The sequence below is a fragment of the Pseudoalteromonas sp. genome (assembly GCF_041613455.1).
GTDB lineage: Bacteria > Pseudomonadota > Gammaproteobacteria > Enterobacterales > Alteromonadaceae > Pseudoalteromonas.
This window is the reverse complement of the sequence record NZ_JBFJHD010000005.1, coordinates 1-14,603: the sequence shown is the minus strand read 5'-3', so window position 1 is coordinate 14,603 and position 14,603 is coordinate 1. Positions and strand designations below refer to the sequence as shown.

Genomic DNA, 14,603 nt, shown 5'->3' with positions numbered 1-14,603 from the left:
GAGTTAATGGTATTTTATACCCTAACAGCTGAACACAAACTATCTTTTGTCTTTTCCGTGTTTTGAATTAGTTGCTTTCACGTTAAACTAGAGCCACTTATCATTTCTAAAAGCTTAGTATGGCACGCATTTTTTATTCATTGGCATTAATAATTATTAGCCCACTCATCGTGTTTTATTTATATGTATTACGTGGGAAAAAAAATTCAGGCTATCGGGCGCACTTTAAACAACGCTTTGGCTTTGTAAGTAAGTCGCTATTTACCAACAAGGCAAAACCACTCGTAGTGCATTGTGCCTCTGTCGGTGAAGTGCTCGCCGCGACTCCGCTGATAAAAGCCCTACAGCAAGCTCATCCCAAACTTAATATTCTGCTCACCTGTAATACTCCAACAGGGCGAGAGCAAATTGTGAAGCAATTTAATAATAGCGTTGCTTGCTGCTATTTACCGATAGATTTTCCATTTGCAATAACTCGCTTTTTAAAGCGCGTAAAACCACAAGCGGTGTGTATTTTAGAAACTGAGCTGTGGCCTAACTTAATGGCGATTAGTAGCAAAAAAAATATTCCGGTATTGGTACTAAATGCGCGTTTGTCCGAAAGATCCCAGCAGGGGTATCAAAAAGTGGCGCAATTAACGGCTATTATAATGCGCTCTATCACCGTTTTAGCGAGCCACAATAAAGCCGATGCCCAACGTTTTATTGAACTCGGTCTTAACCCGCAAAAAAGCCACGTCACTGGCTCTATTAAATTTGATATTACCCCTAATGAAGTACAGCTCAACACAGTCGCAACTCTCAAGCAGCTTTATAATAACACTGAGCGTTTTATTTGGGTGGCGGGCTCTACTCACCCTACAGAGCATGAACGAATCCTCGAAGCGCATCAGCAATTATTAACTAAACAGCCTAATGCGCTGTTAATTATAGCCCCACGCCACCCCGAGCAGTTTGATAAAGTGGCACTATTACTGGAGCAAAGTTCGCTGAGCTTTAGTCGTCGTAGCCATAATAACTATAAAGGTGAGCAAGTGGTATTAGCTGACACCCTCGGTGAGTTGCAGTGCTTATATGGCGCCGGCCATATAAGCTTTGTTGGCGGCAGTTTAATTCGCCGTGGCGGGCATAACCCACTCGAATCGGCCGCATTTTCGGTGGGGGTAATAACCGGACCTCATACCTATAACTTTGATCACGTGTATCCTGAATTAATAAAGCTAAAAGGCGCTAAAGTTGTTGAAAATGGTGATGAACTTGCGCAGCAACTGATTGCTTTAAGTCAAAATAGCAAGGCATGTGCGGCGTTAGGTAATAAAGCCGCACTATGCGTCGCTAATAACCAAGGGGCCATTGCTAAAACAGTGACTATTATTAACCAGTATTTAGAGCCAAAGCATGACAGATAAAGCAATTAGCCAAACCCGTGAGTGGGTATCAAATGTGATAGTGAAGTATAACTTTTGCCCATTTGCCCGCAGAGAAGTAGAAACCAACAGTATTCATTATATTGTTAGCCCTGCGTCACGTGTTGATGATGCCGTTATGGATATGCTTGAACAATGCGTACAGCTTGAACAAACCCCCGAGCGCGAAACCACGCTAATTATGTTTGATCACGGTTTTAGTGATTTTGCAGACTTTTTAGACCTAGTAGATTTAGCTAATGCCTTGCTAGTGGCGCAAGGGTTTGAAGGCAAGTACCAAATTGCGAACTTTCACCCCGACTATGTATTTGCCGACAGCGATGAGCAAGATGCCGCAAACTATACCAATCGCTCGCCGTTTCCTACTTTGCACCTAATTCGGGAGGCGAGTATGAGCGATGCACTGCAGAGCTACAACGAGCCTGAATCGATTCCTGAGCACAATATTAAGTTAGCGCGGCGTAAAGGGATCGACTTTTGGCAGCAATTACTTGAAAACTGTAAAAAGCCGAGCAGCTAAACGCTCGGCTTTTGCTATTAATCAGGCAATAAAGTAGCACTGCTATTTATTTTTTAACCCAACTACCATTTACTTCAATATAATGACCTGCTTGGGTTTTCTCAATGGTTTTCGCCGCTGCCAACGCTTCAACTTGTGCTAACGATAAATTATTCTTCTGCGCCAGCTTTAAATACTGTGCTTTACGCTTAGCGTTCACTTCATCAACCACGGCTTTCGCTTCTGCGTTTTGCACCACTAACCCTAAATAGCCAGAGCTATCTTCACCCACTAAACCTTGGCTTTTAGCGTCATCAAGACTAATAGCCCAAACCGAAAACGACATACAGAGCGCACTAATTAATGTCATGATATTTAATTTATTAATAACCTTCATACTTTACCCCTTAAAATAATTCGCTGTCATCACTAAATAAGTTATCAAGTTCTTTGTCTACTTTAACTCGAATTTCGTGATCAACTTTCACATTTAAATTAATTGTAATAGGTTCTTTAGCGGCCACCTCTACTCGGTGCGTACAGGCACTGAGGGCTGTGATGGCAGCAAAGACAATAACTATTTTTGTGCTTAACGACTCTCTCATCATTCGTTTCCTCGTTTTGAGTATTGCTGCTCAACTTTCTGTGTAATTTCGTCACTTAAACGCAGTGCCCGCAATAACGTAAATATATTTTCTTCATGGTTATAATTAAAATTAACCTGCTGTTGCTCTTTTTCATTATAACCTTGTAAATTAACCCCTAACTTTAACCAACCATCGTTCTTTAACGCCACCTTACTATTGAGCTTTTTAATCTCTAAATTAGTCAGCAACCCTAACACTGGCTGCAACTCTTGTTGCTGCTGCATCACCGCATCGAACGCTGCATTATTACTAATAATTAACTTACCATCGCCTTGATTAGTTAAACTGCCATTCGCAATTTCAATGCCGGTATCATTAAAATGAACGGGTAACACTCCACCTACTCGACCGGTTAAAAAAATCTCTGACTTATCATCTAAGCTAATTAGTTTACTGGCATCAACATCCGTAAAATGCACATTAGCAACTTGCTCTGCTTTCAGCAACGCGTATTGATCCACACTAAAACGACCGCCAAAAATCTGCCCTCGAATATCTTTAGCACTGGCTTTATTATCATTAACTTGCCAAACGCCACTGATATTATTTACTACGGCGCCCGCTCTGAGCTCACTTAAGTTAAAGGTAGTCGCTTTTACATTAAGCAGCCCTGAATAATAATTACCACTAAAGCGGCTGCTTAAATCACTGGCTAAGTAGTCATTATACAGTGCACTGACATTTTTTATGTTGACCTCAAACGCAGCACTTTGTAAGCCCACATCCCCCGTAATACGCCCATCAAAAACGCCAGCGGTTAATTGCCCCAGTGGTACAAACTGATGGATCACAGGGTTTAAGCGTAAAGCACTTTGTTGTGGAATAACCACTTCAAAAGGATGTGCTACCGCTGACATATTATGTGTTATCAGTAACTCGAGGTTATTCACGACTGCATGATGAGTGGCGCTAAGCGCACGACTCTGCAGCGCGGTAGAGTCTACAGTAATATTGTTAAGTTTTATGTTAGGGCTTTTAAGTGCTTTAATATGACTTTGTGCGGTGATATCGGCAAATAACTCACCCGCAGCTAAATTGGCTGCTGCCGTGACCTTATTGGTTATTTCGCTCAGTGTGAACTCATTATAATTAAGCGCTTTAAGCTTACTGTCGAGGCTGACCTTGGCATTTAAGTTTTCGTCAATTTTCGCGGTTAAATTACCTTGGTAGTCTTTAGCATACAATGGCTCTAGCGCCACATTGTCAGCCGTAATGCGACTACTTATCGCACCGCTTGGCTTGGTGCTGATTATGTTTGCAATATTAAATTCACCGCTTGCCTGTACGCCACTGGCACTTACCTCAATAAACTCAGGCAATGAGGCCAGTATGATTGAATAGCTACCCGCTATATGGCTATCTGCAATGCTTGCATTGAGCGTTAAACGCTCAATATTCGCGCTTGCTAACTGAGCGTTTAACGCGCTACTAAAACTGCTTAAGGGCTCTGCCAAATCAAGCTCGGCTTGCGTGAGGGTTAACGAAAACTGCGCATCTGCAGCGGTATCAAACACCAGCATGGGTACCTTTAGCCGATCATTTAATATAGTGACAACTTCAGTTAACTTCACTTGCATTTGTAGCGGCATCTGTTTAACTAAAAACGCCTTATACTCACTTTCAGGAAGCAGCTCACTGCAACTAGGCGCTAGCTCAATTTCGCTCGCTAACGGGCTTAAATCAAGCGAAACAGCTTGGCTATTTAAATTCACTAATGTGTTCGCCACTCCGGCGCTTTTAACTGTAAGCGTGCATTGCTGATGTTGCTGAACAAATTGCGCATTTATATCGCTTGTTACACTGAGCTCTACGCCATCAAAATTAACGTTATGTTTACTGCTAAATTGTAAGTCGCTCAACGGCGTAGTTGCAGTATTAAGCAGCTGCGATAATAGCTTATCATCTAGCAATAATTGCCCTGTGATTTGATGATTAGACACGGATAGCTTTGCATTAATATCGCCAGTCACAGTAAATTGATTTAACGCCCCTTCAACTACGCGAACAGTTATCGGCTTGCGTAAATTATCATTGCTTATAGTTAACTGATTTATACGCACTAATGGCCGCTTATCGGGAAGAGCTAAATCAAGTATCTTCGCTGCAGAGTTTTCACTACCCGTATCTGGCAGTGGGTTGCTGGTTAGTTGCGCCTGCTCAATAATGAGCTGTTGCGTATTTGCGGTAATACCACGCAGTTCTAGATGTTGATTTTGATAGCTTAAGCAAAGCTTTTCAGCGTGTAGATCTAATTTTGTAGTAAGTGAAACGTCTAAGCAACTGAGTGTAATGCCTGACTTAACTAGCTGCGGCGCTATTGCCCACTGTATTAATGGCAAACGAAAAATATAACCAAGTAACAGTATACTTAGTAAAAAGAATACAACACTTAATCCCATCCGCTTCAACATATTATCCTTACATGCCTGTTGCTTTGCTGTCTTGCCCATAGTAAACAAAAAAGGCTGCACAATGCAGCCTTTTCTTTTATCGCTAGATTATAAAGCTAACTCAACAACTCGAGTTTAGCCTACATTTTTGCGGGCATTGCGGAACATACGCATCCATGGGCTATCTTCTTGCCACTCATCTGGGTGCCACGAGTTAGCAACCGTGCGGAACACGCGCTCTGGATGAGGCATCATTACCGTTGCACGGCCATCGGTTGAGGTTATACCGGTAATACCTGCTGGCGACCCATTTGGATTGGCCGGGTATTGTGTCGTTGGATTGCCGTAGTTATCAACAAACTTAACTGCCACAGTACCGCTATCAAGGGCGGCTTGTGTTGCTGCATCGTTTGCAAACTCTGCATGACCTTCACCATGAGAAACCGCAATTGGCATGCGCGAGCCTGCCATGCCATTAAAGAATACCGATGGATTCTCTTGTATTTCAACTAAGCTAAAGCGTGCTTCAAAACGCTCTGACTTATTGGTAACAAAGCGTGGCCAATGTTCAGTACCGGGGATCAGCTCTTTTAAGGTTGATAACATTTGGCAACCGTTACACACACCTAAACTGAAGCTATCTTCACGGTGGAAGAAGTTTTGGAATTGCTCACGCGCCATATCGTTAAATAATATCGACTTAGCCCAGCCTTCACCTGCACCTAGTACGTCACCGTAAGAGAAGCCACCACACGCCACTAAGCCTTTAAACTGTTCTAGCGTTAAGCGTCCTTCAAGAATGTCGCTCATGTGCACATCAATTGCCGCAAAGCCTGCACGGTTAAATGCCGCTGCCATTTCAAGGTGCGAGTTTACACCCTGCTCACGCAATATCGCCATTTGTGGCTTAGCGCCAGTGGCAATGTACGGTGCTGCAACATCTTCGTTTAAGTCAAAGTTAAGCTTAACGTTAAGACCCGGATCTTTAGCGTCAAATTTAGCATCGAACTCTTGCTTAGCACACTCTGGGTTATCACGGCGCGCTTGCATTTGGTAAGTGGTTTCAGCCCAAATAGTACGCAGTTCAGTACGTGTATGATTAAGTACTGCTTGCTCACCACGATTAAACACTATGCTATCGTCGTTATTAAGCGTACCAATAACATGACTAATTGCGGCAACACCATGCTCTGCGAATACCGCATTCACAGCATCTAAATCGCTATTCGCTACTTGAATTACAGCACCTAGCTCTTCGTTATAAAGCGCCTCGATATCAGAGCCAGTTAAACCGGCAAGATCAACCGTTACGCCAGTATGACCTGCAAACGCCATTTCGGCCACGGTAGTAAATAAACCACCGTCTGAGCGGTCATGGTAGGCCAGTAATTTATTCTCAGCGACGAGTGCTTGCATCGCATTATAAAAGCCTTTTAATAGCTCAGGGCTATCAACATCTGGGGTTACATCGCCTAATTGCTTGTAAACTTGTGCAAGGCTTGATGCACCCATGCGATTTTTACCCGCACCTAAATCAACTAAAATAAGCGAGCTATCCCCTTTATCGGTGCGTAGCTGTGGAGTCACCGTTTTACGTACATCATCAACACGGCCAAAAGCAGTAATGATTAATGACAGCGGCGATGTAACCGCCTGTTCTTGTGAATCACCTTCATTTTTCCATGTCGTTTTCATCGACATCGAATCTTTACCTACCGGAATAGTTAAACCAAGCGCAGGACACAACTCTTCACCCACAGCTTTAACCGCTTCGTAAAGACCCGCATCTTCACCTGGGTGGCCAGCAGCGGCCATCCAGTTAGCCGACAGCTTAATATTTTCAAGGTTACCAATATTTGCACAGGCAATATTTGTTAAGGCTTCAGCCACAGCCAAACGTGCAGAAGCACCATAATTCAATAGGGCTGCTGGAGTACGTTCACCCAGTGACATTGCTTCACCATGGTACGTATCGTAGCTTGCTGCGGTTACCGCACAGTTTGCCACCGGCACTTGCCAAGGGCCAACCATTTGATCGCGAGCAACTAACCCTGTTACCGAGCGGTCACCAATGGTGATTAAGAAAGTTTTTTCTGCAATCGTTGGTAAACGTAATAAACGCTGTGCCGCATCTGCTGCATCAATAGCACTGACATCCAACTGTTTGCCAATTACTTGCTCTGATGTTACTTCGCGGTGCATTTTAGGCGCTTTTCCGAGTAATACATCTAATGGTAAATCAACGGGTTTATTATCAAAGTGGCTATCGGCCACAGTCAAATGTGCTTCTTCTGTGGCTTCGCCTATCACTGCGTACTGGGCGCGTTCGCGCTGACAAATAGCTTCAAAACGGGCAAAGTCTTCTACGGCAACAGCCAGCACATAACGCTCTTGCGATTCATTACACCAAATTTCGTGTGGTGCCATGCCTGGCTCATCGTTAGGGATATCACGTAGTTGGAATTTACCACCACGGCCACCGTCGTTTACCAGTTCAGGGAATGCATTTGATAATCCACCTGCCCCTACATCGTGAATAAACGCAATCGGATTAGCGTCGCCTAACTGCCAACATTTATCGATAACTTCTTGGCAGCGACGTTCCATTTCTGGGTTTTCGCGTTGCACTGAAGCAAAATCTAAATCTTCATTAGATTGGCCTGACGCCATGCTTGATGCCGCGCCACCGCCTAAACCTATGTTCATTGCCGGGCCACCCAGCGCAATAAGTTTAGCGCCAACAGGGATCTCACCTTTTTGCACATGATCGGCGCGAATATTACCTAAACCACCGGCCAGCATAATCGGTTTGTGATAACCACGTACTTCTTCGCCATTATGGCTGGTTACTTTTTCTTCGTAAGTACGGAAATACCCTAACAAATTAGGGCGACCAAACTCATTATTAAATGCCGCGCCACCTAATGGGCCTTCGGTCATAATATCAAGCGCATTTACAATACGCCCAGGCTTACCAAAGTCGCTTTCCCACGGTTGTTCGTAACCTGGAATACGTAAGTTAGAAACGGTAAAGCCCACTAAACCGGCTTTTGGTTTCGAACCACGGCCCGTAGCTCCTTCATCGCGGATTTCGCCGCCAGAGCCCGTGGCAGCACCAGAGAATGGGGCAATTGCGGTGGGGTGATTGTGCGTTTCAACTTTCATTAAGATTTCAATGTCTTCTTGATGATACGCGTATTCACCTTCGCTATTTGGAAAGAAGCGACCCGCTTTTGAGCCTTTCATGACTGCCGCGTTATCTTTGTACGCCGACAATACATTTTCAGGGTTTTTCTCAAAGGTATTTTTAATCATTTTAAACAGCGATTTTGGCTGTTCAATGCCATCGATGGTCCAGTCTGCATTAAATATTTTATGACGGCAATGCTCTGAGTTTGCTTGTGCAAACATAAACAATTCGATGTCGTTAGGGTTACGGCCTAACTTTTTAAAGTTTTCTACTAAGTAATCGATTTCGTCATCGGCAAGGGCAAAGCCCTGCTCTACGTTCGCTGTTGCCAGCGCTTCTCGTCCACCACCGATAATATCAACTGATGACATTTCACGCGGTGCGTCACTGCGAAATAATTGTGCAGCATCTTCAAACTGACTAAGAGTGGCTTCAGTCATGCGGTCGTGTAATAACGCGGTAACGGCAGCTAATTGCTCGGCAGTTAACTCACCTTCCACATAATAAGCAATACCACGCTCTACTCGATGAACCTGTTTTAAGCCACAGTTATGGGCAATATCGGTTGCTTTTGAAGCCCAAGGTGAAATAGTACCTGGACGAGGCGTCACTAAGACTAAACTACCCGCTGGGGTATGTTCAGCAATAGTCGGACCGTAAGTTAATAGTTTTTCAAGCTTGGTTTGCTCGGCACTGCTTAATGGTGATGTTAAATCGGCAAAGTGAGCATACTCGGCGTATACGTTGGTGACAGGAAGTTGCAATTGTTGGCAACGCGCTAAAATTTTATTAACTCTGAACTCTGAAAGTGCTGGTGCACCACGAAGGATCAACATAGATAATTTCATCCGGGGTTAGGGATTGAACGATATTTTAGGGCAACATTATATACCCAAACCAGCCCAGAATGTAAGTTTCAGTTGGAATTAAAAACAATTTAACCAAGGCCTTCATTGCAAATTATCACCCTAGCCTTATTAAATATCACTTAGCTAATATAAATCGCTTTTAAAGCAATCTATTAAATTCTGTAATTAATAAACGGCTGCCTGCTGTGTATAACCTGAGTGCCTGCTTTACTTAATTAGCCTTGTCATAGCCTTCGCCATTAAGCTACAACCTACTATTACACCGTGAATTAAATAACGTTGTAGTTTATTTAGTCGCTATTTAAAGCAATATAATTAAACGTGCCGTGACGCAATGGCTAACATTTGTTATAACGGAAGCTTAAGGCGTTTATGGGGCAATTGATGTTGAAAGAAAAACTAATAATAATCATTACGTTGGTTATGGTGTTGTGCGCATGTGATATTCAAGAACAGCCAACTCAGCTAGCGCAAATAAAAGCACAAAATAAAATACGTGTAGGTACGCTTGCCAGCGCCAGTAATTATTATCAGGGAGCTCAAGGCGAGCAAGGCTTTGAATATGAGCTTTCGCAAGCCTTTGCTGATTACTTAGGTGTAGAGCTTGAAATTGTGCCCTTTTTCAACTTATCCGACATGTTTGCTCGCCTCGATAACGGTGACTTAGATTTAATCGCCTCAGGCCTGACCTACAATAAAACCCGTGCACAGCAGTACCGTTTTGGTCCGACCTACCGCACTATTAGCCAAAAATTAGTCTATAAACAAGGTCGAGAGCGCCCCCGTGATTTTGACGACTTAACGGGTAGCTTCATGGTAATTGCTAAAAGTAGCCACTCACTTACATTACAAAAAGTACAAAAGAATAACCCCGAATTAAGCTGGAGCGAAACCGAAGAATTCGACGAAGAAGAGTTACTGCAAGCGGTAATTGATGGCAATATAGATTATACCTTAGCCGATACCCATACTTTGTCGTTATTTCGTCGCTACCACCCTAATTTAAGTATTGGTTTTTCAGTTTCACATAACGACCCCATTGCCTGGATGCTACGTCAATCAAACGACGACTCACTGTATGCGTTATTAGTGCCTTTTTTTGGTGAAGCAAAACAAAATAACCAATTGTATGTGCTTGAAGAAAAATACTTTGGTCATGTCAGGCAATTTAATTATGTGAATACGTTGGCCTATATTGAGGCAATAAAAGACACCTTACCGAAATACCAACCTTGGTTTGAACAATATGCCGGCGAGCTGGATTGGCGCTTATTAGCCGCATTGAGTTATCAAGAATCAATGTGGAACCCGCGCGCCAAATCTCCTACTGGTGTGCGCGGCATTATGATGCTTACTCGCGCTACAGGGCGGCAAGTTGGCGTCACTAACCGCCTAGAGCCAGAGCAAAATATTCGTGGCGGCGCTAAGTACTTAAGACAATTAATAAAGCGCATCCCCGATCGCATTCCACAACCCGACAGAACTTGGCTGGCACTTGCGGCTTATAACATCGGCTGGGGCCATGTAAACGATGCCCGTATTATCACCAAACAACAAGGGGGTAGCCCTGATAAGTGGGCCGATGTGAAAAAGCGTTTACCGCTATTAATTAAAAAACGTTATTACCGAAAAACCCGTTATGGTTACTCACGTGGCGATGTGGCCGTTAACTATGTTGACAATATACGCCGCTATTATGATGCACTTGTCTGGCTTGATGAAAACAATGCAATAGAGCCACAACCCACACCCGTGAAAGAAACCGAAAACAACACAGAGGCACGCTCTACTAATGTCGAACAAAAACAGCGTTCGCCCGCAGCAAAGTCAAGCACAGCAACTACTGAAGAAAGTCAGCAGCCGCAAAAAAATGAGCAACAGCATGCTATTTAACTGCTAAAAAACGAGCTTAAGCGAGTTAAAAAGCTGTTTACTTGTCATCAAATGTTCAATAATGTGTGTTAATTATAGATTGATGATAGTTATCCGCTTTAATGGATATAACGCGTGCATGACAAATCTGCACTAGGGAAAAATATGCTAAAACGAAGACGAACTACACGATTCAAACATAGAGCAATTAACTCAACGACTACTCGCCGACGTGTTATGTTACGCAAATTACATAAAAAAATAATTTGGCGTCGTCGTATGTTTGCGATGCAAAAAATGGCAGAAATGGAAGCATTAAATGAAGCAAGTTAAGGTTCGAGTAGCTGACGTGCAGCCTTTTTGGCTGCCTTTATTTCGGCGCGTCTGCGTTTAAAAAACTGTGAAATTATACTCGCACACGGCTCTGCTAGCACTCCACCTGACACCTCGACCTGATGATTTAATCTAGGCTCTTGTAGCAAATTCATTATTGACCCCGCCGAACCTGTTTTAGCATCAGCAGCACCATAAACAAGACGCGCTATTCTACTGTGTACCAGTAACCCTGCACACATAGAGCACGGCTCTAAAGTCACATACAGGGTGCAATCAATTAAGCGATAATTGTTTAGTACTTTACCCGCCTCACGTACTGCTATCATTTCAGCATGCGCAGAGGGATCATTATCAGTAATGGAACGATTGTAACCTGCTGCAATTAATTGATTATCTTTCACCAAAACGGCCCCCACCGGAATTTCGTTCAGCTGCTCTGCTTGCTTAGCGTACAAAAGCGCCTGCTCCATCCAGTAATTATCATCAAGTGGTTGCTTCATTATTACGACTTCAATTAATTTTTATGCACTAATTATATCAAGTTAGCGTATTAAAGTGCGCTGTTGCCGCTTTTTTTGTAAAAATAAAACAAATTTAACTGGTTTGTCGTGGCTCATTAGGGGGGATTTACGCTATAATCTCACGCTTTTTTTATTTAGCTCACAACACGGGTAGCAAATGAAATTTCCTGGACGCCGCAGGCATAAACATTATTTTCCAGTGGAAGCCAAAGATCCACTAACTAATCAACTTAACGCCACAGAACGGTTACACCGCAGTTATATTACCGGGATCGATCAGATCGTTGTTGATATCGAAGCCAAGGTTGACCAAGCTTTCCTTGATGAGTTTCAACTCCAACGAGGCATGTCGCAAGTCATTGATAGTGATATTACTAATGCCTTATATGACCGCTTAAAATTAAATGACATGGTTGATTACGAGTATGCAGGTGGCACCGTGGGTAATACCATGCACAACTACTCTGTATTAGCCGATGATCGCTCAGTGTTATTAGGGGTCATGAGTGAAAACATAAAGATAGGTAGTTATGCCTACCGCTTTTTATGTAACACCTCAAGCCGTGTCGATTTAGATTACCTACAACCAGTAGACGGGCCGATAGGCCGCTGCTTCACCTTGATTGATGAAACCGGTGAGCGTACCTTTGCTATTAGTGCTGGCTTAATGAATCACCTGCGCCCTGAGTCTATCGATAAAGAGCTTATCGAAAACTCATCAGCGCTGGTGATCAGTGCCTACTTAATGCGCACGCAAGGGGCTGAAACAATGACAGAAGCCACCTTACAAGCGGTTAAATATGCCAATGATGCAGGTGTCCCGGTAGTACTGACCCTAGGCACTAAGTTCTTAATCGAACAAGATCCCGCCTGGTGGGCTGACTTTGTCGCAAACCATGTTGATATTCTGGCGATGAACGAAGAAGAGGGACTCGCTATCACCGGCTTTGAAGATCCGCTGTTAGCTGCTGATAAAGCACTGGATTGGGTTGATTTAGTTATCTGTACCGCTGGCGAAAAAGGCTTATTTATGGCCGGCTACGTTGACGAGCACTTAAAACGCGAAACTGAATATACATTACTACCCGGTGCGATCCCCGATTTTAATCGCTATGAGTTTTCCCGCGCTATGCGCAAAGTGGACTGCGATAACCCTATTAGAGCCTATAGCCACACAGCGCCATTTATGGGGGGGCCCGACTCTATTAAAAACACCAATGGGGCTGGTGACTGTGCACTTGCCGCTGTGCTCCATGACTTATCGGCCAATGTTTATCATAAGCTCAACGTCAGTAATTCCGCTAAGCATAAGCAAAACGCCATTACCTATTCATCATTGTCACAGATCAGTAAATATGCCAATAGGGCGAGTTTTGAAGTATTAGTACAACACTCTCCTCGCCTATCTCGCGGTTTACCCGAGCGTGAAGATTGTTTAGAGCAAGTCTATTGGGAGCAATAATTGCTCCTTAAAAAATAGAGATATCGAGCTTTTTGGATAGCAGCTCTAAGGCTGCTATTCCCGCCACCGAATTACCATACGAATTCAGTCCAGGCGAAAACACCGCAACGGTAAACTTATTTGGTAATACCGCTAAAATTGTCCCCGACACACCTGATTTACCTGGCATGCCTACTCTATAGCCAAAATCACCGGCAGCATCATATAAACCACTGGTAAATAACAGCGAGTTAAGCTGCCTAGTTTGGCGACTCGGTAACACCCGTTTACCTGACGTGTGATCGACGCCATTGTTAGCTAAGAAGTTATACGCTTTAGCCAGCTCAATACAATTAAGCTCAATGGCGCAAAAATTAAAATAAGCCCAAAGCACATCATTTACTTCGTTTTCAAAGTTACCAAACGACTTCATTAAATACGCCATTGCGGCATTTCGATGTCTAAATTCGTACTCTGAATTAGCGACTGTTTTATCAATCTTGATGCAACGATTACCAGACAAAGTTCTAAAGGTTTCTAGCATTGAATGCATCGGTGCCGATAAACGGCTATATAACGCATCACAGGTGACAATCGCACCGGCATTAATAAAAGGGTTACGCGGAATACCTTTTTCAAACTCAAGCTGAGTCAACGAATTAAAAGCCGTACCTGAGGGCTCTTTTCCCACCCTATGCCATAACTCATCACCATAACGCTGTAACGCTAACGTTAATGTCATCACTTTAGATACAGATTGAATCGTGAAGCGTTGCGTACAATCACCGGCACAATATGTTTTTCCGTCAGTGGTATAAATAGCAATAGAAAACTGCTCTAAATCAACCTCAGCAAGCGCAGGAATATAATCAGCCACAGCCCCTTGCGATAATAACGGTGCCACCTCTGCGGTAATTTCATTTAAGACTTGTTGGTAATCTGTAGTAGGCAATAGAAACCTCAATAAAAGCGGGTATAGAGCATTAATTTTAACACGTCAGATCTTTAAGCGCATAGTATTACGCTTAAATTACATAAACAAAGCGAGCTTAGTTATTATTATCTAGCACACGCAAAAAAGCCCGATCCTTTCAAATCGGGCTTTCTTTAACTTAGATCCTGGTAATGTCGTGGTGCCACAGCGGTGGAGAGCCACAGTGCAAATTCGATACCATCAATAAGGAGTCACAGTACACTATCACTCGCTGAGAGTCGCGACTATTGCGTGTTTCCTAGCACCTATCGCCTCCCACCTAGTTCCTTGCATTTCACTTTTCTACAAACAGCAAAAAACCCGTTACATTGCTGTAACGGGTTTCCTTTATTTAGATCCTGGTAATGTCCTACTTTCACATAGCAAATGCTACACTATCATCGGCGCTGTTTCGTTTCACTACTGAGTTCGGCATGG

The 14,603-nt window shown here is 43.4% G+C and carries 11 protein-coding genes; 5 read left to right on the top strand and 6 right to left on the bottom strand.

Features of this window, described 5'->3' with window-relative positions; translation table 11 throughout:
* The first annotated feature begins 119 nt into the window (after nucleotides 1–119).
* The gene (gene waaA / locus ABYB02_RS01060; RefSeq protein WP_372760173.1) at nucleotides 120–1,409 is read left to right on the top strand and encodes a lipid IV(A) 3-deoxy-D-manno-octulosonic acid transferase; all 1,290 of its coding nucleotides are present in this window, start codon (nucleotides 120–122) and stop codon (nucleotides 1,407–1,409) included.
* Nucleotides 1,399–1,947, top strand: coding sequence for a DUF1415 domain-containing protein (locus ABYB02_RS01055; RefSeq protein ID WP_372760171.1), 549 nt, complete (start codon nucleotides 1,399–1,401; stop codon nucleotides 1,945–1,947). Before waaA ends, ABYB02_RS01055 begins: the two co-directional genes overlap by 11 nt.
* Before the next feature lie 46 nt (nucleotides 1,948–1,993).
* On the opposite strand, the gene ABYB02_RS01050 is transcribed toward ABYB02_RS01055, so the two are convergent.
* From ABYB02_RS01050 to purL, 4 genes are all read right to left on the bottom strand, one after another.
* Nucleotides 1,994–2,323: a YdbL family protein gene (locus ABYB02_RS01050; RefSeq protein WP_372760169.1), complete on the bottom strand. Its 330-nt coding sequence runs from the start codon at nucleotides 2,321–2,323 to the stop codon at nucleotides 1,994–1,996.
* Between the two features lie 10 nt (nucleotides 2,324–2,333).
* Entirely contained in the window at nucleotides 2,334–2,531 is a 198-nt protein-coding gene (locus tag ABYB02_RS01045) for a YnbE family lipoprotein (RefSeq protein WP_372760250.1), read from the bottom strand.
* A complete protein-coding gene (locus ABYB02_RS01040) occupies nucleotides 2,531–4,984 on the bottom strand; it encodes a YdbH domain-containing protein (RefSeq protein WP_372760167.1) in 2,454 nt (817 codons plus the stop codon). Before ABYB02_RS01040 ends, ABYB02_RS01045 begins: the two co-directional genes overlap by 1 nt.
* Before the next feature lie 114 nt (nucleotides 4,985–5,098).
* Nucleotides 5,099–8,989, bottom strand: coding sequence for a phosphoribosylformylglycinamidine synthase (gene purL, locus ABYB02_RS01035; RefSeq protein WP_372760165.1), 3,891 nt, complete (start codon nucleotides 8,987–8,989; stop codon nucleotides 5,099–5,101).
* Nucleotides 8,990–9,406: 417 nt separating this feature from the next.
* Between purL and mltF the strand changes: the two genes are divergently transcribed.
* Both mltF and ABYB02_RS01025 read left to right on the top strand, forming a co-directional pair.
* Entirely contained in the window at nucleotides 9,407–10,915 is a 1,509-nt protein-coding gene (mltF, locus tag ABYB02_RS01030) for a membrane-bound lytic murein transglycosylase MltF (protein ID WP_372760163.1), read from the top strand.
* Nucleotides 10,916–11,059: 144 nt separating this feature from the next.
* The gene (locus ABYB02_RS01025; protein WP_372760161.1) at nucleotides 11,060–11,227 is read left to right on the top strand and encodes a hypothetical protein; all 168 of its coding nucleotides are present in this window, start codon (nucleotides 11,060–11,062) and stop codon (nucleotides 11,225–11,227) included.
* Here ABYB02_RS01025 and tadA read toward each other — a convergent pair.
* Nucleotides 11,224–11,730, bottom strand: a complete 507-nt coding sequence (gene tadA, locus ABYB02_RS01020; RefSeq protein WP_372760159.1) for a tRNA adenosine(34) deaminase TadA — start codon at nucleotides 11,728–11,730, stop codon at nucleotides 11,224–11,226. The two genes, ABYB02_RS01025 and tadA, sit on opposite strands and share 4 nt — an antisense overlap.
* A gap of 178 nt (nucleotides 11,731–11,908) precedes the next feature.
* Between tadA and ABYB02_RS01015 the strand changes: the two genes are divergently transcribed.
* A complete protein-coding gene (locus ABYB02_RS01015; protein WP_372760157.1) occupies nucleotides 11,909–13,213 on the top strand; it encodes an inosine/guanosine kinase in 1,305 nt (434 codons plus the stop codon).
* 7 nt (nucleotides 13,214–13,220) lie between these two features.
* Here the strand turns inward: ABYB02_RS01015 and glsB are convergent, their stop codons facing one another.
* Nucleotides 13,221–14,144 (bottom strand): glutaminase B, encoded by a 924-nt coding sequence (gene glsB, locus ABYB02_RS01010; protein WP_372760155.1) that lies wholly within the window; start codon nucleotides 14,142–14,144, stop codon nucleotides 13,221–13,223.
* Nucleotides 14,145–14,603: the final 459 nt, after the last annotated feature.